The organism is Bacillus cereus group sp. N12, from assembly GCF_016483575.1.
Lineage (GTDB): Bacteria > Bacillota > Bacilli > Bacillales > Bacillaceae_G > Bacillus_A > Bacillus_A toyonensis.
On record NZ_JAEHBO010000056.1, the window covers coordinates 16,609 to 37,304 of the forward strand.

Consider the following 20,696-nt stretch of genomic DNA (forward strand, 5'->3'; position numbering starts at 1 on the left):
ATGAATATGCCAAAACGCTACAGTGAAATGACACCGCATGAGCTTAGAGAAGAAATTGGCGCTTTGAAGGAGCAAGCAGTAAAGGCTGAGCAACTTGGAATTGTAAATGAATTCGATGTATTAATGAGAAAGATGGCCATGGCCCGTGCTTACATGACTGATATAAACAAATTCCATATTGGTGAGACATATGAATTAGTAGAAGAACCTGGTGTATTATTTAAAATTACGTACTTCAATGGGGTATTTGCTTGGGGTTATAAGCAAAATGATAATGAAGAGATTGGGATACCAATTTCCTTGTTGCAAGAAAAATAAAAACCAGAGAGCGAATATCTCTCTGGTTTTCATCTTTGGTAGGCGTTAAAGGAGATAGGAGATTCTAAAATTGGCGTTTTTTACATTCGTTGGCCAATATAATGAGAGACTGGGTTTGTTGCGTCTGTCCGTTAACTTGCGCTTTCGCATGTTTCGGACGAGTCCACGTATGGTTAAATAATTCAGAACGACTATCTAAACGATCACGGTAGCTCATCTTTATCACCTCGTGTAGGAAGTTAATTTTTTAGGCTGTACCTGTACTACTCTTCCTGCTGATTTGCAGCACGCATACGTTCTTGTGGGTGCGTGTTAATTGTGCCGTTAGGTCGTTTCGAAGCGAAGCGTGATTTCGCTTTCGGCTGACCGTCGATTTTGCTGTTGTTTTTTGACTCAGACCAAAATTCGGCTTGTTTACCCATTGCGAACGCCCTCCTCATCATCAGTTGATACCTCTTTAAGAAGTATCACTTATAGAATGTGCAAAATAGAAGAAACTATCCTTTAGAAATGAAGGGATAAATAGGTAAAAGGAGATTAGAACATGAATGATATTTATGAAGCATTAACGAAAGAATTATTAGACAAGAATGACAAGCTTTCTTACGGACAAGCTCGTGCGTGGGTTGAATTACTTTGGGAAGATTTTCAAACAACTTATGCGAAATCAGGTCGTTATCAAGGGGAGGAGATGACTGAGCAAGTAGTAAGAACATGGATTAATAATCATGGAGCGCGTCTTCATGAAATGCGTACAAATAATCCGAAATACAGCCATTTAATTAATCAAGAAGACCATTTAAAACATTAAAAAAGCGACTAAAGTCGCTTTTTTTAATGTGGAAGCAATTCCAGTTTCTTTCGAAGTTTTTCTTCGCTGAAAATCCATCCGGTATAAGAATTAATAATATTTAAATTTTGATCGAGCTGAACGATTGCAACGAATGGATAATAATCTTTACTTCGATAGCGCAAATCAATGAATCGAATTTCGTAATAGTTATCATAATCAAAAATATCCCAACGATATACAGGAGAGAAAGATAAGAAGGCCGAGATGTTTTCATCTTGTTTAGCAGCTCTCATAATAGCGTTATCTGGGAACGGTACCCGATCGAACTTATCGTATATCATAATGTTACCACGATGCCATCTCGCAACGTAGTAATAATCAGTCGTAACGACTGCTAAATGATAATGATAAAATCGATAAGAAGGAGAAATGATGATCTTCTCAACATGTTTGAAACGTTTGTGTACAACGCTTCTTATATTTCTATGCATCATAATCCGTCCGATATAGTAAACAATCATTAATATATATGCAGCTAAGGCTGTATATCCTTTATGGGAACCTACGAGCATGCAAGCAATCGCAAGTATATGGATAAAGAAAATCACAGTATCAAACGTATTAATTATGCCGAGTGCGACCCATTTTTTTGTGAAAGGCCGTAACGCTTGTGTACCGTAGGCATTGAAAATATCTACAAAGACGTGAAGAAAGACAGCTATAAATGACCAAAGTAGTAGATGAAGATATGGAGCGTCTGAAAAGAAGGCGAAAGAGATGCCGCTTATAAGGAATGACCAAAGAATTACTGCAGGAATGGAATGAGTAACCCCGCGATGATTTCTTATATATTTAGCGTTATTACGCAATTTTAAAACTGTATCGATGTCAGGAATATTGGAACCAGCAATTGTAGCGAGCATAACTGCTTGTGGTCCAATATCACTTTGCGCTATAGCTGGGTCTAATGTTGCCAAACTACCTAAAGTGACACCCATAACAAGGTGAGTGGCTGTGTCCATAGAAATCCACCTCCGTTTTTTATTAATGTAACTCTTTTTATTCGATACCTCAAGTCCTTTGCCTTCTATTTCCTATGTCATCTTACTTAAATTTTTTCCTAAAAATCTTTATAATAGTACGTATATGCAAAAAAATGAGGGGGATCAAGTTTGACACTTGAAATATTAGAAAAATTTAACATAGAGCAGTTTCAAAATGATTTAATTGGTTGGTTTGAAAAAGAGCAACGCGACTTACCGTGGCGAAAAAATAAAGATCCATACCGTGTTTGGGTTTCGGAAATTATGTTACAGCAAACAAGGGTAGAAGCTGTAAAACCATATTACGCAAATTTTATGGGGAAGTTCCCTACGTTGGAAGCTTTAGCAAATGCTGATGATGAAGAAGTATTAAAAGCATGGGAAGGTTTAGGGTATTATTCTAGAGCACGAAATTTACACACGGCTGTAAAAGAGGTAAAAGAAGTATATGGCGGGATAGTACCGAGTGATGTAAAGAAAATTGAAAAATTAAAAGGAGTGGGACCATATACAAAAGGTGCAATTTTAAGTATCGCATATGGTATACCAGAGCCAGCAGTTGACGGAAATGTTATGCGCGTGTTATCCCGTATTTTATCAGTATGGGATGACATTGCAAAACCGAAAACTAGAAAAGTGTTTGAAGAGATTGTGCGGGAAATTATTTCAGCTGAAAATCCATCTTATTTTAATCAAGGTTTGATGGAATTAGGTGCACTAATTTGTATTCCTAAAAATCCAGCATGCTTACTTTGTCCTGTACGTGAGCATTGTAGGGGATATGCTGAAGGTGTTCAAAAAGAACTACCAGTAAAAAGTAAAGCGAAAGCTCCTACAATGGTACCGCTTGTTGCAGGAGTACTTCAAACTGAAGATGGTCGTTACGTTATTAATAAACGTCCAAGTAGCGGATTATTAGCTAATATGTGGGAGTTTCCGAATATTGAACTTGGTGAAGGGATTCGAAGTCAGAAAGAACAGCTTATAGATTATATGAAGGAAAAGTTTGAGCTTTCGATTTCTATTGATGAGTACGCAATGAATGTGCAACATACGTTTACGCATCGCACCTGGGATATATTCGTATTTTACGGAAAAGTAACTGGTGATATTGTTGAAACAGATACATTAAAGTTTGTATCGAAAGAAGCATTTGAGCAGTTACCTTTCTCTAAATCGCATCGTACGATTTATGAGAGTTGTGTTGAGAAAATTACAATGCAATAAAGTGAAACTTTAATCAGTGGGGGTTTTCTTCATCCCCCACTGATTATTAGTTGAACTAATCGGACTTTTATGGGCAGTTGATCCCCCACATAAATTCTTTGCTTTCGCTGCATTTTGAGGTGGGGGTCTTACTGCCCATTAAAGCGGGATAAACAAAAAAAGTGTTCCCTAGATTGGGAACACTTTTTTAATCGTAAGAAATTTTTGTCCCATGAGTCCAACTGGCATTACCTTCTTGTAAGCCACCTCTTGATTCAATTTCTATTACAATTTCTTTATAAATACTTTGACCTTCTGCGTTTAAATAGGGCAAAATCTGTTGTAATGAATGATGAAAATAAGCTAATTCATCTTCTTTCCATTCATTTTTTGAAATCATCGTTAGTTCAGTCATATCGCGTCCTATATACATATTTCCACCTCCGTACCCTATAGTTTGAATGAGTATTAAGAGATATATGCGGAAATTTTTCAACAAAAAATTACGGATAGTTTCCGAGTGAATTGGTTACATTATTGGTTGTGGAGGTGAGAAAGATGAGTAAAAAACAACAAGGTTATAACAAGGCAACTTCTGGTGCTAGCATTCAAAGTACAAATGCTAGTTATGGTACAGAGTTTGCGACTGAAACAAATGTACAAGCAGTAAAACAAGCAAACGCACAATCAGAAGCAAAGAAAGCACAAGCTTCTGGTGCACAAAGTGCAAACGCTAGTTATGGTACAGAATTTGCAACTGAAACAGACGTGCATGCTGTGAAAAAACAAAATGCAAAATCAGCTGCAAAACAAGCACAATCTTCTAGTTCAAACGAGTAATGAAAGAAAAACACTTCTCCAATTCGAGAGAAGTGTTTTCTTTGTGTGCGGGTCATTGTAATGAAAAGAAAGTGAACGACATAACTTCTAATAAGTCAACAAATGTAGTCAAAGGAGAAGGAAGTTAAAGATTAGAAATATGTAATTAGGAATAATAACTAATGAATAAATCTAAAAGGGGGTAAGTAATGAAGGATTTTGATAAGTTGGTAGGAGAGCAATTGGAAACGATGGATGAGCTGTTAAAATTGCAATCACACTTAGAGAAGTATCAGCAAATTGAAGTGAGTGAAAAGGATACGTGCGATAAAAAAGACTTACATTTTATTCGCCAAGAAATATATAGAACAGAAATAGCATTGAAACTATTACATGAAAAATTCGAAAAGCAAACGAATAGTGTGATTAAATCTTTTGAAACTGAAAAAATGATTTCAAATTTAGGATAAGATATGTTCTTACCTTCAGATGAAAAGTCCTTCTTAACATGAAAATAAGGAAGGGCTTTTTCTGTTATTATTTCCTCATTTATAAATGAGTCAGGAAAAGCCTCAGTAGGGATATGGTATTCAACAATAAACATGCAGTGTGAAAAATAGAGTCTTGTCGCTTTAGTTTTAAAATTTCGACAAAAAAGTTATAATAGAAAAAAGTGAATGCAGTTCAAAGGATAGTTGATTTAATTTAAGAAGGGCATTTGCAGTTGAAAGAAGGGAGCATATATGGCATTTCCCAAAGAAGGAGAAAAAGTACAAATACATAGTTATAAACATAATGGCTCCATTCATAGAATGTGGGAAGAGACAACGATTTTAAAAGGGACACAGAGTCTTGTAATTGGAGCGAATGATCGAACAATAGTTACAGAATCAGATGGCCGAACATGGGTTACTCGGGAACCTGCAATTTGTTATTTTCATGCAAACTATTGGTTTAATGTGATTGGGATGCTAAGAGAAGAGGGTGTATATTATTATTGTAATTTAAGTTCTCCTTTTGCATATGATTCAGAAGCATTAAAGTATATTGATTATGATTTAGATATTAAAGTGTATCCAGATATGACATATACACTGTTAGATGAAGATGAGTATGAAAAGCATAGTCAAATCATGCAATATCCACCTGTTATTGATACAATTTTAAAGCGAAATGTAGCACATTTAACGCAGTGGATTCATCAAAGAAAAGGTCCATTTGCACCAGATTTCGTAGATATGTGGTATGAGAGATATTTAATGTACAGAAATTAAAACAAACCTGCAGGGGATTTCCCGGCAGGTTTGTCCTATTAGAGGGGGGATTATGTGCAAGGTATAAAAAGATATTTACAATTTGTTAAACCATATAGATGGCTTATTGCTATTACAATTGTTATCGGTCTAGTTAAGTTCGGTATCCCGCTTATTATGCCATGGTTATTAAAGTATATTATCGACGATGTAATCCAAGGTGGGGGTTCACTTCAAGATAAAACGTCCCAATTAATAACGGCGATCGGGATAGCCTTTTTTATTTTTGCAGTATTAAGGCCACCGATTGAATATTATCGTCAATATTTCGCGCAACGTATCGCGAATACAATACTATATGATTTGCGGAAACATATTTTTGGTCACTTGCAAAAATTGAGCTTGCGTTATTATTCGAATACAAAAACAGGAGAGCTTATTTCACGTGTAATCCATGATGTAGAGCAAACGAAGGATTTTGTAATTACCGGTTTAATGAATGTTTGGTTAGATACTGCGACAATTGCGATTGCTATTATTGTTATGTTTTCTATGAACATAAAGTTAACGTTTGTTGCTTTATTGATTTTACCTATTTATGTTGTTGCGGTGAAATATTTTTTCGGACGTCTTCGAAAATTGACGAAAGAACGTTCACAAGCGTTAGCAACTATGCAAGGTTATTTACATGAACGTATTCAAGGAATGCAAGTGACGCGTAGCTTTGCATTAGAAGAGTATGAGGGTAAGCAGTTTGAAAAAAGAAATAGTGAATTTTTAACGAAAGCATTAACGCATACAAGTTGGACGGCGAGAACATTTTCGGCAGTAAATACTTTAACTGATTTAGGCCCGTTACTTGTCATTGGTTTTGCAGCATATGAAGTAATTCAAGGTCGGTTAACGCTAGGGACTATGGTAGCTTTTGTTGGTTATATGGATAGTTTATATAGTCCGCTTCGCCGCCTTGTTAATTCATCTACAACATTAACGCAATCTTTCGCCTCGATGGATCGAGTGTTTGAACTGTTAGATGAAAAGTACGATATTGTTAATGTGCCAAATGCGGTACAAGCGAAAAAATTAAATGGAGAAATTGTATTTGATAATGTGTCTTTTCGTTATAATGCAGATGAAAAAGAGATATTACATAACTTGTCATTAACTATGCGGCCAGGAGAGAAGGTAGCACTTGTAGGAGCGAGTGGGGGAGGAAAGTCATCTCTTGCTAGTTTAATTCCGCGTTTCTATGATGTTTCGGAAGGGTCAGTTTATGTAGATGGGATAGATGTAAGAAAGTATGATATGAGAAATTTACGTAGCCATATTGGAATTGTACTGCAAGATAATTTATTATTTAGCGATACAATCGGAGCTAATATTTTATATGGAAATCCGAAAGCTAAAGAGACAGAAGTGATTGCAGCAGCCAAAGCCGCGCAAATTCATGATTTTATTATAGAGTTACCAGATGGTTACAATACTGTTGTTGGAGAACGTGGTGTGAAGTTATCTGGTGGGCAAAGGCAACGTGTAGCAATTGCGCGAGTATTTCTAAAGAATCCATCGTTACTTATATTAGATGAAGCAACTTCTGCTTTAGATTTAGAAAACGAACGGTATATTCAAGAGGCACTTCAAACGTTAGCTGCTGATCGGACGACGATTATAATTGCACATCGATTAGCAACGATTACGCATGTTGATACAATTATTTACATTGAAGATGGTGAAATTAAAGAAACAGGTTCTCATGAAGAGTTAATGAAAAAAGGGGGATTCTATTACAATTTATATCAACTTCAAAATATAACAGAAACAGCTCCTTTAGCGTAAAAGGAGCTGTTTTTTATTCGTCTTCTTTTTTATCGTCGATTTGGAGTTCTGTTTCTGGTTTATGGTATGTGTAGAAGCTATCCACAAGTAAATCTAAATGCTCTACTTCTTCACTATAATTAATAATTGAAGAAATAAGAGGGAATAGATGTAACCATGTTTTATATGCTTCCTCATCATCTTTGTTTTGATACTCCATAAAGATATCAATTAATTCTTGTTTACCTGTTTCAACTTCATCAAGCATCTCAACGGATTGTTGTTTCTTTGCTTTACCAATAAATTTTAATAAAACTTGTTCATGATAATGCGTTAATGAGTCAAGTTCGTTTTGAATAGATTCCTGAAATTCTTCTGGCATATAGCGCAGTTCATTTTCAGTGCGATGTAATGATTTTAACGTACTTAAAGCACGGCTTGTCGTCGCTAACATTTGTCTGAATAAAACGAGCTTACGAATTTTTGCGAACTGTACTTTTTTCGTGTAGCTTCTTTCTTCTTTATACAGCAAATAGTAATGGTTTAGTTTGATCATTTTTTCTTTCATACGATCAATATCAGTTTTTAACGTTGTAAAGTCAGAAGCTTGCCTGCTATTCATTCGAATCCATTTCACAATTTCCTCTGTATTATCAACGATACGATGATAAAGCTTTGTTTCGTATTTTGGCGGCATAAACACTAAATTTACAATTGAAGCCGCAATAATTCCGATCATAATCGTCGCAAAGCGAAGTAAGGCAAAACTAAAGAAATCTTCGCCTTGATACTCCATAATGGCGATAACTGTTACTAAAGCAATTGATATTGTGTTTTCTAATCGTAATTGTAATGTAAGAGCAATTACTAATATACATGTTAATCCAATAATAAAAGGATTATGTCCAAAAGCAGTAGCAAATACGATAGCGAATACCGCACCAATTACGTTTGCTTGAATTTGTTCAAGTGCAGTTAAATATGAACGATATACAGACGGTTGAACAGCGAATATAGCTGAGATTCCCGCAAATACCGGACTCGGTAAGTGAAGTAAAATACAAGCAAATAAAGCTAATGTGATGGCAATACCCGTTTTTAAAATGCGAGCACCAAGTTTCATACCCTTAATAAGATCCTTTCTCTTGTCATAATGAATGTACAACATGATACTATACATTCATTACAATATGTTAGCAAGTGATATTTTAGTGATATAAAAAAAGAAATTAAGATTCATTTATCCCGCTATTTGCGGGCAGTAGAACTCCTACCTCAAAGTTCGGCTAGAGCAAAGGAGTTAGGTGGGAGTCGGGCTGCCCGTAAATGCCCGATTGGTGTGGGCTAATAATCAGTGGGGGATGAACAAAACCCCCACTGATTAAAGTTTCACTTTATAATTTTTTCCTAATTCTTTTTAAACATTAATTTTTAGTAAAAAAACCTGCTGAATTTCAGCAGGTTTCAAATTGTTACTATAGATTACTATGAGAAGTATACTTCGTCAATTTTTTATTGAAAATAAAAAGGGTATATATCACTCAGTTGAGATAGATGGATCAGCCTGCTCCTTTTTCGGGATAATTTCAAAAAATTGCTGCTGCATATCATCTAGTAACGGGGTTAACAAAGCAACTTCCTCATATTGCTCATGCTCATTTAATACACGAATATAATCTAGCAATAGTTCAGTTACATCTTGCACACCATTTTTACTAATTGATTGTAATGTAACATTTGCACCTTTTGCGATTCTTCTTTTTAAGGCTTTTTCTGTTAAACCTAAGTTTGAATCATGACGTAAATAAACAACACCACCAGTCATACCAGCACAGATCCATGGACCAGGATCTCCTAAAACAAGAGCCCGCCCATTTGTCATATATTCAAAAGCGAAACCTTTAATATTCGAGTATGATCCTATATTTCCTTGCTCTTTTTCACGGAGTGGTTTTGTCATTCTCCCTCCAATTATCATGTCTGCTCCAGAAAGGCGAATACCAGCACGAGCGTCAGCGTTACCTTGCACGTATAATGCACCTTTTTGTGCACCATATCCAAATCCTTTTCCGACAGACCCATTATAATATGTTCCATTTTTACCTTTTGCTTTCGTTATATAAATGCCACCGCCAAATGAAGTTTTGCCAATGCCATCTTGTGCGCCGCCATTTACGTGTATAAATAAGTTTTCACTATTGTAAGCACCTAATCCATTTCCAGGAACAGAGCCATTTGTATACTTTAATGTAAGTGGTTCAAGCTTTGTATCTTCATATAATTTACTACGAACGCGATAACAAGATTCTAAACCGCCCATAACTCGTTGTTCTACGCCAACTCCTACTAATTCTTTTGAGTGAGGAGAATGCACTGTTTCAAATTGTTTTTCTTCCACAGATACTCTTGTTGTAACAGTTGAATTTTCTATCGTTTGTAGTAAATTACATAACTCTAACAAATCTTGACCTCGAACTTGTTCTAATAAATCGGAACGCCCGACAATTTCTTGTAAATTTGTATAACCGAGTTGCCCTGTTAACCGTTTTAATTCTAAACCGAAAGTGGTGAATAAATTTAATAGGCCAGCAACTGCGCTTTCTAATTCGCGCGGGACGAAGCGGCGTAATCCATGTTCTTTCGCTTGTGCTTCAGATTCAATTTGTGTTGCAATTCCAACGTGGCAAGTATCTAGATGACAACCACGGCAAGTTGTACAGCCGATGGCAATCATTGATAATGTACCAAACCCAATACGGTTTGCTCCAAGAAGCATGATTTTTAAGGCATCATTTACACTTCGAATACCACCATCTGCCCAAATTTCTACTTTATGTCTCATACCTGCTTCTAGTAGAGCGTTGTGAGCAGCTTTAACACCGATTTCTACTGGAAGACCTACATGTTGTAATGCATGAATACGTGCAGCCCCTGTTCCGCCGTCAAATCCGCTAATGTTAATAAAATCAGCGCCAGCTTTAGCGATACCGACAGCAATTGTTCCAATGTTAGGAACGACAGGGACTTTTACGGCTACTTTTGCAAGTTGATTAGCCGTTTTAATTTCTGTAATCATTTGAGCTAAATCTTCAATCGAATAAATATCATGGTTGTTAGAAGGCGAAATTAAATCTGATCCAATTGTAGCGTTACGTGCCTCAGCAATTTTTGCGGTTACTTTAGAACCTGGTAAATGTCCGCCTTCGCCAGGTTTTGCGCCTTGACCGATTTTTATTTCAATTAAATTTGATGAATTTAGTAGTTCAGCGTTTACTCCAAATCGGCCAGATGCAACTTGTTGTCCACGTGTATTTGGGTATTTGCCAATCATATCTTTAATTTCGCCGCCTTCACCGTTCAAACTAATCATATTTAGCTGATCGGCAGCTTCTGCATATGCACGAAAGGCAATTTCATTTTGAGAACCGAATGACATGGAACTAATAATAAACGGTAAATCATGATTTTGAATGCTAATAGACACTTCTTCAGCCGGAACGACATGCTTTGTTTGTTTCGTTTGAACAAGGTGTCTGATTGCAATCGGATTATTGTCTTCTAATTCACTTAACTTATCGCGGTAATCATCATAAGAATTTCCTTTTGCAACATCACCAATTGCTTTCCAAATCCGTGGGAATATATGAAATGATTTTCGCATTCTAATTTTAGGGTTGTTATAATCATTTGCCCGCGATTTCGCATCTTTAGCAAGCGATTCAAGTGAAAAAGCTAAATCATTTGAACCGAAGAAATTCGTAATTTGTAATATATTTGCGATTTCCTCATGTAATCCGATAGAGGAATAGAGGCGGCCGTAACCACGTAACTCATGAATTCCAATTGTTGAAATGACTTTCTCTAGTCCTTTATTAAGTGCATTATACAGATTCATAATTGGTGTTTTTGATCCATCATTTATGGTCGCGAACAATAAATATGGATTAATACTGTCTGCTCCTAATCCATATAGTGTGACGATATCGTGTAAGGAACGAAGGGCACCAGAACGTATAACGAGAGAACAGTTTCTGCGTAATTTATTTTCACTTAATACTTGATGTACTTTAGCGGTAACTAAATGTGGATCCATCCATAACTGTTCATTTAGATGAGCTTTTGCGTCATCTAATAATAGTAGGGAAGCACCATTGTTAACGGCAGCTATCGCTTCGGAACTAATTCGATTTAATGCGCATTGTAAAGTTTCTAACGGACTGAAGGTGGCAGAAATTGTAGCGATAGAACTATGTGTAACGAACAACTGTATAAGTTGTTCGTACGTAATTGTGTGCAATTCCTCTGCGATAGATTGTGCAACACTTCCTTCTAAAATAATTGGTGAAAGCATCTCAACTACAAATGGCTGTTTAGCGCCGCTTAATAAACTTGGACGCTCTCCAAGTATCGTCCGTGTGGAGAAGTGTTCGACCTCTCGATCGCGATCGATTGCTGGATTTGTAACAACGGCTACACTTTCCTTAATAAAGTCAGCAATATTTCGTCTATCCGTATCGAGTGCAGCAAGTGGCGAGTCATGACCAAGTGACCGAATTGGCTCAACTCCTTTTGTTGCCATCTGTTCAAGGAGCTGAATATGCTCTCGATCCCACCCGAAAGAAACGTACTGTTTCGTTTCAACTTGAACAGAATCACATAATCCTTGGATTTCTTTCGCTTCAGGGATAGATAAGTTTAAATGATAATTGTTAACATCGATTCGTTTTTGGAAACGATTATATACTTCAATTTGGTATTTGTCGTATTCATAAAGAACAAGTTCATCTTGTTCATTCCATTTTAATCCGACCTTTTCTCCAGGAGCGAGTGGTTTCGGTTCTTCTACATATTCGGTTGGTGATACAACTCCAGGTTCAGAAGAGAAAATATAAGAGCTTTCTGTTTCTACTTTCCATACTGGTCGTAGGCCAAGGGAATCGACGCTGAATACAGCTTCATCTTTATAGCGTGAAATAATGCCAGCTGGTCCTTGTGCGAAATGTCCCCAAGCTTCTCTTATATAAGTGTATAAGTTTTGTAAGTTTGTTTCGTATAGTTTTATTTCATTAATAATTGGTGGGAATAGTATATCCATCGCTTCAAATAAGCTGTAGTTATATTGAACAAGAAGAGTCTCTAAGGTGCGGTTTAAATCTTGGGAGTCACTTCCCCCTGCCGTTAGTGGTACATGAATCATTTCGGCTTGATCACGTAATTTGGCAATTGTATTAATTTCACCATTATGTCCGAGAATGCTAAATGGTTGTACACGAAAAAAATTAGATAATGTATTAGTAGAATAGCGATTATGTCCTAGTGTCATAGTTGAAGCGATAAGTGGGTGTTGTAAATCGTTGTAATAGGCAACAAGTGTATCTCCAGCACCTAGAACTTTATATACAACATGATCACGACTTAATGAAGCAACGTGAATCGCTTCGTTTTCCTCTATTTTTATCGTTACAGCAAATAATGTTTGCTCAATACTTTTAACTTCATTTTCAGCGATAAGGGCAACTTGCCAAAATAAAGGTTCTTCCTGTTTACCAAGTGGACCGAGTGCATCGGAATTTATTACATCATCACTTTCGAAAATAATAGTAAAGTTTTCATTGTTTAATTGCGTACGAATGTAATTTTTTAAGTCAACAATATTTTCTTTTTTGTTTAGAAAAAAATGTCCAACGATAAAGTGGGGATGATCCACAATCGTTGGATTATATCCGCTACTTTTCAATTTTTCGTTCCAAAGTGCTTTTGGTACATCAATATGGATTCCAATACCATCGCCTTCGCCATTGATGAAACCAGCTCTATGGTTCATTTTGATTAGTGATTGTATACAAAGGTCGATATTTTCTTTTGTAGGAATTTTTCTTTTTTCCATAACGGAAACGATTCCACACGCATCATGTTCTGCATTTTTATAATCTCGAAATAAAGACGGTGTCCATGTATTTTTTTTATTGAGCATCCGTCAATCCCCCCTCTTGTAAAAGATTGAATAATCTTACTATTTAAGGTGTAAATCACCTTGTACACAGAGATAATAACGATCTAAAAGAATATAAAACAGATAATTATGAATAATTATACTATTAATGCGGGATTTATGAAATAGAAAAAAGGAAAAAAGAAAGGTAACCTTTCTTTTTTCCTTGTAATGACAGTATTATTTATTGTCTGCTAAAGCAGCAAATGCTCTTCCAACAGCTTCGATTGTATATTCGATATCTTCTTGTGTATGTTCTGTCGTTAAGAACCATGCTTCATATTTAGATGGTGCTAAATTAATACCTTCTTGGAGCATAAGTTTGAAGAATCTACCGAACATTTCACCATCTGTATTTTTGGCTGCATCGTAATCTTCAATTGTATTTGTCGTGAAGTATACAGTTAATGCACCCTTTAGGCGGTTTACTGTAATATCGATATTATGTTTTGTAGCTTGCTCTAAAATTCCTTTTTCAAGCATTGCGCCAAGTTCATCTAATTTCTCGTATACGCCTTCTTGTTGAAGAACTTCTAGACAAGCGATACCAGATGCCATAGAAGCAGGATTTCCTGCCATTGTACCAGCTTGATATGCAGGTCCAAGCGGGGCAACTTGTTCCATAATTTCTTTCTTACCACCGTAAGCGCCAATTGGAAGTCCGCCGCCGATAACTTTACCAAGTGCAGTTAAGTCTGGTGTTACGCCAAGTAAGTCTTGAGCACCACCGTACATAAAGCGGAAAGCAGTAATAACTTCATCATAAATTACTAATGCACCAGCTTCATGGACAAGCTCATTTACTTTCTCAAGGAATCCAGGTTTAGGCTCTACAATACCGAAGTTTCCAACGATTGGCTCTACAAGGATAGCTGCTACTTCATGTCCCCATTTATCTAACGCTTCTTTTAAAGTTTCTACATTATTAAAGGGAACGGTAATAACCTCTTGTGCAATACTTTGTGGCACACCAGCTGAATCAGGAGTTCCAAGAGTAGAAGGGCCAGAACCAGCTGCTACAAGTACTAAATCGGAATGACCGTGGTAACAACCAGCAAATTTCATAATTTTTGTGCGACCAGTGTAAGCGCGGGCAACACGAATGGTTGTCATAACGGATTCTGTACCAGAGTTTACGAAGCGGACTTTATCTAATGCAGGCATTGCTTCTTTTAACATTTTTGCAAATTTTACTTCTAGTGCTGTTGGCGTTCCGTATAGTACACCATTTTCAGCAGCTGTTGTAATTGCTTTTGTTATATGGGGGTGAGCATGTCCAGTAATAATAGGACCGTATGCTGCTAAATAATCGATATATTTATTTCCATCTACATCCCAGAAATAAGCACCTTTTCCACGTTCCATTGCAACGGGAGAACCGCCTCCAACTGCTTTGAAAGAACGAGAAGGACTATTAACACCACCAACGATATGTTCTAAAGCTTCTTTATGTAATGCTTCTGATTTCGTGAAATTCACTACAATTCATCTCCTTACAAAAATCTATGTATTATTCTAACATGTTTTTAGAAAAGACGTATTGTTTGTGATAGAAGGAGCAGTTGGGTAAACTATTCGTTGTGACATTTAGGAAGGGGGTCCGATTATGAAATCGGTAATTGAGGTACAAGGGTTACGTAAAGAGTTTACAGCCTATTCAAGTCGTCCGGGATTAAAGGGGGCATTTCGCGATTTATTAAATCGTAATTATAAAATAGTACCAGCAGTAAATGATGTGTCTTTTAATGTGAAGCAAGGTGAAATGGTTGGTTATATTGGTGAGAATGGTGCTGGTAAATCAACGACGATTAAAATGCTTACAGGGATTTTGACTCCGACTTCAGGGCAAATCACGGTGAACGGAATGAATCCACATAAACAAAGAGAAGAATTTGTGAGAACAATTGGTGTTGTTTTTGGTCAGCGCTCTCAGCTTTGGTGGGATATTGCGGTACAAGAATCGTTTCGTTTATTGAAGAAAGTGTACGGTGTTTCAGACGCTCAGTATAAGGAACATATGGAGCACGTAATCGAAACGTTAGATATTGGTCCTTTATTAGATAAGCCTGTCCGAAAGTTATCTCTTGGCCAAAGGATGCGCTGTGAATTAGCGGCAGCATTAATTCATAATCCACCGTTACTATTTTTAGATGAGCCAACAATAGGGCTAGATGTTCTTGTGAAATTGAAAATACGTGAATTCTTAAAAGAGATGAATGAACGTTATAAAACAACAATTTTATTAACAACACATGATATTACTGACATTGAAGCTTTATGTGAGCGCGTTATCATGCTGGATGAAGGAAATATTATGTATGACGGTTCTTTAAATAACCTTCGCACACAGTGGGGAGCAGAGAAGGAAATCCATTTTCAATTTGTCGCTCCAGTTTCTTATCAGATGTTATCGATGGTTATGCCAGATAGTCAAGTCGTTTGGTCAAAAGCGAAAGAGGAAAATGCGTGGCTTGCAAAAATACCGAATGAAGAAATTATTATTTCAATGCTTATTTCTAAAGTAGTACAAGCTTTTCAAATTAAAGATTTAAAAATTAACGAAGTGTCTACAGAGGAAATAATTCGTAACATTTATGAAGAAGGTATTAAGCATGGGTAAGTATATTGAAATGATTCGCATTCGCTTTTTAATGATGCTTGCTTATCGTACAAATTATTACAGCGGGATTTTAATTTATACGATTAATATCGGTGCGTATTATTTTTTATGGCAAGCGATTTATAGCGGGAAAGAGAATATTGAAAGTTTATCTATTTCGCAAATGACCACGTATATTGCGATCGCATGGATGGCACGTGCTTTTTATTTCAATAATATAGATAGAGAAATTGCGATGGAGATTCAAGAAGGGCGTGTGGCGGTAGAACTAATTCGTCCATATAACTATTTAGGAATGAAAGTTATGCAAGGTCTTGGCGAAGGGATATTTCGTTTTGCGTTCTTTTCAATCCCAGGTATGGTCATCGTTACTTTGTTATTTTCATTACAAATTACAACGAATTTTCAAACGTGGTTATATTTCTTCTTATCGTTAATATTTAGCTTTATCATTAATACACAAATAAACTTAATGACGGGAATGCTTACATTCTTCTTATTTAATAATAGTGGAATTATGTATGCAAAACGTGTTGTGATTGATTTATTTTCTGGTTTATTATTACCGATTAGTTTTTATCCATTATGGGCCCAAAAAGCAATGGTGTTTTTACCGTTTCAAGCAATTAGTTATATTCCGAGTATGATTTTCTCTGAAGGTATACAGGGAAGTGAGTTATATGAAGCTTTGTTATTTCAAGTAATTTGGGCAATTATACTTATTATTCCAATTGTACTCATGTGGAAAACGGCGAGAAAACGTCTAATTGTACAAGGGGGATGATAGGATGCTATATATAAAATTATTTTTGCAATACGCAAGCCAATATATAAAAACTAAATTAGAGTATCGAGGCGATTTTATCGTCGGATTACTTTCGGATTTATCACTACAAGCGGTTAATTTAATCTTTATTCTCGTAGTATTTGGGCATACACAAGCATTAAAAGGATGGAGCCGAGAAGAAGTCATCTTTATTTATGGTTTCTTTTTAGTACCGTTTGCCATTTTTTCAGCATTCTTTAACATATGGGACTTTAATGATCGTTACATTATTAAAGGTGAAATGGATCGTGTATTGACGAGACCAATTCATAGCTTATTTCAAATTATATTAGAAAGAATGGAACTTGAATCTTTAATTGGAGCGGTTACAGGAATTATTGTAATGGGATACGCAGCAGTGGAACTAAATTTATCCTTTTACTGGTATGATTTCTTCCTATTCTTACTGATGGTAGGAGGAGGAGCGCTTGTGTATGGCGGGATATTTGTTATGCTTGCGAGCCTTGGTTTTTGGTCGGATGCGAAAAGTTCCATTATGCCGCTTATGTATAACATAGGTAATTATGGCCGCTATCCTGTTAATATTTATAACCGTGTAATTCGTTTCATTTTAACGTTTGTTTTACCATTTGCATTTGTTGGAGTATACCCAGCGGCGTACTTCTTAAGAAAAACAGAGTGGAATAGCTATGCATTTGCAACGCCAATTGTTGGTGTCATTTGCTTTACTATTGCAATTACTCTCTGGAATCAAGGGGTAAAACGATATCGTGGTGCGGGGAATTAATTATAGAAGCTTGTTCGTTTCAAAGGGATAAATCAGCCGCCCATCTCATACATATAAAATGAGGTGGAGGACATGTTATGGGGATTTATTCTATTAATTGCAGCAGTAGCTATTTTAAGAAGTGTCCAATTATTATGGAGTTCGTATTCAGATTCAAAACGTTTCTTTTCGTTATATAATTTAGCCTCGTTATTTTTAATTTATACAACAGTACTGATTGCATTTGGATTAAGTTATGTTGTATTAGAGGAAATGGGTTTTACAGTTTTGAAAGAAGATGGTGAAAGGTTGACCGCTCATTCTTTTCAGCTTGTTGAAATTTGTTTATATTTTAGTGCAGTCACTTTATTGTCCGTTGGATATGGTGACATAGCTCCGATTGGAATAGGGAGATGGATTGCAATCGGAGAAGCACTGATTGGATATACATTACCGTTTGCTTTTGTGATGAGGTCTGTAATAGACAATGAAAAATAAGATCGCATTTGATATAGTAAAAGAAACAATAAGGAGTGATAATAATGATTACAGTAGGAGAAATGGCACCGGAATTCACGTTAGAAGGAAGTAACGGAGAACAAGTTCGCTTAGCTGACTTTCGCGGGAAAAATGTAGTTCTATATTTTTATCCGAAAGATATGACTCCAGGGTGTACAACAGAAGCATGCGATTTTCGTGATGCATATGGATTATTTCAAGAGAAGGATACGGTTATCCTTGGTGTAAGCCCTGACTCAGCGAATAGACATTTGAAATTCATTGAGAAGCATGAACTTCCATTTACACTTTTAGTAGATGAAGATCATAAAGTGGCAGAATTGTACGATGTTTGGAAATTGAAAAAGAACTTCGGGAAAGAGTATATGGGAATCGAACGCTCGACATTTCTTATTAATAAAGACGGTGAACTTGTAAAAGAGTGGCGTAAGGTAAAAGTAAAAGGGCATACCGAGGACGTTCTTTCTTATATAAAGTAAACCTATAGTGGAGGTAAAATATATAGAAGTAAGGCAAGTGTCTATACATATTTTATCGTCTTACATAAAGTGGAAGTGTAGGGCATACCTCCTCAGATGATAGTATTCCAAGTGCGATTATGTCGCACTTTTTTCTATGTAAATGTATAGAAACTGGGGAAAGATACATAAGAATAAGGCTATATACAAAAATAAACCACATACTTATAGTAGAAATATTGACGATTTATAAGAAAAGGAGTACACTCTTTATAAGAATTATAAAATAATAATCCGTATAGAATCGGGGTGCATGACGGTGGTCAAAGAAGAATTAAAAGAAGCGCTAGAAATGCTGAAAAATACGGGTGTACGCATTACTCCACAGCGTCATGCTATTTTAGAGTACCTTGTGGAATCTATGACGCACCCAACAGCGGATGACATTTATAAAGCATTAGAAGGTAAGTTTCCAAATATGAGTGTTGCAACTGTTTATAATAACTTACGTGTATTTAAAGAAGTTGGACTTGTAAAGGAATTAACTTATGGAGACGCTTCAAGTAGATTTGATTATGTTACAAGTCAACATTATCATGTGATTTGTGAAAAATGTGGTAAGATTGTTGATTTTCCTTATGGAGGATTGGAACAGCTTGAAGAGGAAGCTGCGAAAACGACAGGCTTCGTTATTAATAGTCATCGCTTAGAAATTTATGGCGTTTGTCCAGAGTGTCATAAGGCGTAATATATAATAAAAAAAGAGGCTGACGGTTACGTCAGCCTCTTTTTTTATTATATAAAGGTATCTTATGTTTATTTGGAATTACAGCGTTAAGTGGAAAGGCCCATGGGAGCAAGTTACGTTAGTAAGAGGGTTAGATAAAACTGCGTCGAATAGATTTTATGTAGTGAAAATAACATCTTGGGGGATGCGCTTTGAAAACATATGAGATTAAAAATAACATTCCAACATTGGAAGAATACAAGTATTTATGTGACTCTGTCGGGTGGACTAATTATATGAATTTTGAAGTGGTGGAAACATCACTTCAAAATTCTATTTACTGCGTCACAGTCAATGATAATAATCGAATTGTGGGTATGGGGAGAATTGTTGGTGATGGGGCTATCTATTTCTATATTCAAGATATAGTGGTTCATCCAGATTATCAAAAGAATGGTATTGGAAAGAAAATAATGAGTGCTTTAGTTGAATACTTAAATCAGACTGCACCGGATAAAGCGTTTGTTGGTTTGTTTGCATCAGAAGGTAAAACGTCATTCTATGAAAAATATAATTTTAAAGATTACTCACCCAACATGACGGGGATGTTTACTGTAATATCGAAAAAATAGACATAATAAATTTTAGAAGAAGACAGTAAGCGATATGAAAGGCATCGTTTTTCTAATAGCCTTTTTCCTTATTAAACTAACGGGAACTTCAGTTTAATAAGGAAAAATTAAAAAGTCGATTTCTTGGTTAAGAAATCGACTTTTTAATGAGTTGAAACTTCTTTAGCTTTGTAAATAGAACTGTACCCTATATCCCTATAATTTATAGCTCTTCTTATTATATTTCTCATCAAATTCTTTTCCTTCTAGATTTCGATCAAGTGTTAAAGGTTGATTGCAATGCATACATGCGTCGACACGACCGAGCATTTTTGTTGGTTTATCGCAGCTTGGACAAATGATTTGTATAGTCTTTGTAGATAACATACCAATCCAAAAGTAAACGACAGTACTAGCGATAACAGCTAAAAAACCAACCATCATAAATGTTGTCATAATAATAATGTTGTCGCGGAAAAAGACACCTAAGTATGCAATGAAGAGGCCGATAAATACTAAGCTTAATGCAAAGGTCCGAATTTTATTGATTTTGTTTGAATATTTAATGCTCATTCTCACCACACTCCTATAATAATAATATAACACAAAATTTAGAATTTTCATTCGGTGGAGATTATGTTAAAGCGATAAGATATGAAATAAGGAGGAATGAAGAACGAACGGAAATAATGATGGTTATCAAAGGTTTTTTAACTCCTTAACGGGATGTGAAATTTTTTTATAAAAAGTATTGACCCTATATATACTGCGTGATATATTAATAAACGTCGCTGATGCGGAAACGCAGAAAATGACAAAAAAGAAATTGAAAAACTTAGTTGACATCGAAAAACGAAGATGTTAACATAAGGAAGTCGCAAATGAGCGACCGAGTAGTTCTTTGAAAACTGAACGAAACAAACAACGTGAAACGTCAATTTTTATTTTTAGATGCTAGACAAACTAACT

22 protein-coding genes are annotated in these 20,696 nt (G+C 35.9%); 14 read left to right on the forward strand and 8 right to left on the reverse strand.

Translation table 11 applies throughout. From position 1 onward, the window contains the following. Positions 1 to 318, forward strand: a complete 318-nt coding sequence (locus tag JDS92_RS21255; RefSeq protein WP_001057020.1) for a YfhH family protein — start codon at positions 1 to 3, stop codon at positions 316 to 318. Positions 319 to 382: 64 nt separating this feature from the next. Here JDS92_RS21255 and JDS92_RS21260 read toward each other — a convergent pair whose 3' ends face one another. Next, positions 383 to 535: a YpzG family protein gene (locus JDS92_RS21260; protein ID WP_000122093.1), complete on the reverse strand. Its 153-nt coding sequence runs from the start codon at positions 533 to 535 to the stop codon at positions 383 to 385. Positions 536 to 581: 46 nt separating this feature from the next. Then, positions 582 to 740: a small, acid-soluble spore protein K gene (locus tag JDS92_RS21265; RefSeq protein WP_000517891.1), complete on the reverse strand. Its 159-nt coding sequence runs from the start codon at positions 738 to 740 to the stop codon at positions 582 to 584. 122 nt (positions 741 to 862) lie between these two features. Between JDS92_RS21265 and JDS92_RS21270 the strand changes: the two genes are divergently transcribed. Continuing rightward, the gene (locus JDS92_RS21270; protein WP_000998161.1) at positions 863 to 1,129 is read left to right on the forward strand and encodes a YfhJ family protein; all 267 of its coding nucleotides are present in this window, start codon (positions 863 to 865) and stop codon (positions 1,127 to 1,129) included. A gap of 23 nt (positions 1,130 to 1,152) precedes the next feature. Here the strand turns inward: JDS92_RS21270 and JDS92_RS21275 are convergent, their stop codons facing one another. Further along, positions 1,153 to 2,133 carry a metal-dependent hydrolase gene (locus JDS92_RS21275; protein ID WP_000379139.1) on the reverse strand — a complete coding sequence of 327 codons (981 nt, stop codon included), beginning with the start codon at positions 2,131 to 2,133 and terminating at the stop codon, positions 1,153 to 1,155. Positions 2,134 to 2,283: 150 nt separating this feature from the next. On the opposite strand from JDS92_RS21275, the gene mutY reads away from it, so the two are divergent. Beyond that, positions 2,284 to 3,381 carry an A/G-specific adenine glycosylase gene (gene mutY, locus JDS92_RS21280; protein WP_000171373.1) on the forward strand — a complete coding sequence of 366 codons (1,098 nt, stop codon included), beginning with the start codon at positions 2,284 to 2,286 and terminating at the stop codon, positions 3,379 to 3,381. A gap of 187 nt (positions 3,382 to 3,568) precedes the next feature. On the opposite strand, the gene JDS92_RS21285 is transcribed toward mutY, so the two are convergent. Continuing rightward, entirely contained in the window at positions 3,569 to 3,793 is a 225-nt protein-coding gene (locus JDS92_RS21285; RefSeq protein ID WP_000275432.1) for a hypothetical protein, read from the reverse strand. 125 nt (positions 3,794 to 3,918) lie between these two features. Between JDS92_RS21285 and JDS92_RS21290 the strand changes: the two genes are divergently transcribed. The 4 genes from JDS92_RS21290 (at position 3,919) to JDS92_RS21305 (ending at position 7,268) form a co-directional block, all read left to right on the forward strand. Continuing rightward, complete coding sequence (locus JDS92_RS21290; RefSeq protein WP_199632466.1) at positions 3,919 to 4,200, forward strand: gamma-type small acid-soluble spore protein; 282 nt, start codon at positions 3,919 to 3,921, stop codon at positions 4,198 to 4,200. 188 nt (positions 4,201 to 4,388) lie between these two features. Then, on the forward strand, positions 4,389 to 4,649 hold the full coding sequence (locus JDS92_RS21295; protein ID WP_000651154.1) for a YgaB family protein: 261 nt from the start codon (positions 4,389 to 4,391) through the stop codon (positions 4,647 to 4,649). Positions 4,650 to 4,922: 273 nt separating this feature from the next. After that, entirely contained in the window at positions 4,923 to 5,453 is a 531-nt protein-coding gene (gene ntdP, locus JDS92_RS21300; protein ID WP_000885402.1) for a nucleoside tri-diphosphate phosphatase, read from the forward strand. 54 nt (positions 5,454 to 5,507) lie between these two features. Next, positions 5,508 to 7,268: an ABC transporter ATP-binding protein gene (locus tag JDS92_RS21305; protein WP_199632467.1), complete on the forward strand. Its 1,761-nt coding sequence runs from the start codon at positions 5,508 to 5,510 to the stop codon at positions 7,266 to 7,268. Positions 7,269 to 7,281: 13 nt separating this feature from the next. Here the strand turns inward: JDS92_RS21305 and JDS92_RS21310 are convergent, their stop codons facing one another. The 3 genes from JDS92_RS21310 to hemL form a co-directional block, all read right to left on the reverse strand. Beyond that, complete coding sequence (locus tag JDS92_RS21310; protein ID WP_087969380.1) at positions 7,282 to 8,370, reverse strand: aromatic acid exporter family protein; 1,089 nt, start codon at positions 8,368 to 8,370, stop codon at positions 7,282 to 7,284. A gap of 414 nt (positions 8,371 to 8,784) precedes the next feature. Further along, positions 8,785 to 13,221 (reverse strand): glutamate synthase-related protein, encoded by a 4,437-nt coding sequence (locus tag JDS92_RS21315; RefSeq protein ID WP_199632468.1) that lies wholly within the window; start codon positions 13,219 to 13,221, stop codon positions 8,785 to 8,787. 198 nt (positions 13,222 to 13,419) lie between these two features. Then, complete coding sequence (gene hemL, locus JDS92_RS21320) at positions 13,420 to 14,718, reverse strand: glutamate-1-semialdehyde-2,1-aminomutase (protein WP_001011872.1); 1,299 nt, start codon at positions 14,716 to 14,718, stop codon at positions 13,420 to 13,422. Between the two features lie 127 nt (positions 14,719 to 14,845). Between hemL and JDS92_RS21325 the strand changes: the two genes are divergently transcribed. The 7 genes from JDS92_RS21325 to JDS92_RS21355 all read left to right on the forward strand — a co-directional run bounded on the left by JDS92_RS21325 (position 14,846) and on the right by JDS92_RS21355 (position 19,748). Next, a complete protein-coding gene (locus JDS92_RS21325; RefSeq protein ID WP_199632469.1) occupies positions 14,846 to 15,859 on the forward strand; it encodes an ABC transporter ATP-binding protein in 1,014 nt (337 codons plus the stop codon). Further along, positions 15,852 to 16,643, forward strand: a complete 792-nt coding sequence (locus JDS92_RS21330) for an ABC transporter permease (protein ID WP_000521521.1) — start codon at positions 15,852 to 15,854, stop codon at positions 16,641 to 16,643. The genes JDS92_RS21325 and JDS92_RS21330 overlap by 8 nt, the downstream gene beginning before the upstream one ends. A gap of 4 nt (positions 16,644 to 16,647) precedes the next feature. Continuing rightward, positions 16,648 to 17,433, forward strand: coding sequence for an ABC transporter permease (locus tag JDS92_RS21335; protein ID WP_199632470.1), 786 nt, complete (start codon positions 16,648 to 16,650; stop codon positions 17,431 to 17,433). A gap of 72 nt (positions 17,434 to 17,505) precedes the next feature. After that, on the forward strand, positions 17,506 to 17,910 hold the full coding sequence (locus tag JDS92_RS21340) for a potassium channel family protein (protein WP_000964354.1): 405 nt from the start codon (positions 17,506 to 17,508) through the stop codon (positions 17,908 to 17,910). A 44-nt stretch (positions 17,911 to 17,954) separates the two neighbouring features. Further along, positions 17,955 to 18,410, forward strand: a complete 456-nt coding sequence (gene bcp / locus JDS92_RS21345) for a thioredoxin-dependent thiol peroxidase (protein ID WP_000633719.1) — start codon at positions 17,955 to 17,957, stop codon at positions 18,408 to 18,410. A 298-nt stretch (positions 18,411 to 18,708) separates the two neighbouring features. After that, positions 18,709 to 19,137 carry a peroxide-responsive transcriptional repressor PerR gene (gene perR / locus JDS92_RS21350; protein WP_000237831.1) on the forward strand — a complete coding sequence of 143 codons (429 nt, stop codon included), beginning with the start codon at positions 18,709 to 18,711 and terminating at the stop codon, positions 19,135 to 19,137. A 191-nt stretch (positions 19,138 to 19,328) separates the two neighbouring features. Next, complete coding sequence (locus JDS92_RS21355) at positions 19,329 to 19,748, forward strand: GNAT family N-acetyltransferase (RefSeq protein WP_000860626.1); 420 nt, start codon at positions 19,329 to 19,331, stop codon at positions 19,746 to 19,748. A 195-nt stretch (positions 19,749 to 19,943) separates the two neighbouring features. On the opposite strand, the gene JDS92_RS21360 is transcribed toward JDS92_RS21355, so the two are convergent. Next, positions 19,944 to 20,300, reverse strand: a complete 357-nt coding sequence (locus JDS92_RS21360) for a YgzB family protein (RefSeq protein WP_000025051.1) — start codon at positions 20,298 to 20,300, stop codon at positions 19,944 to 19,946. Positions 20,301 to 20,696 lie beyond the last annotated feature (396 nt).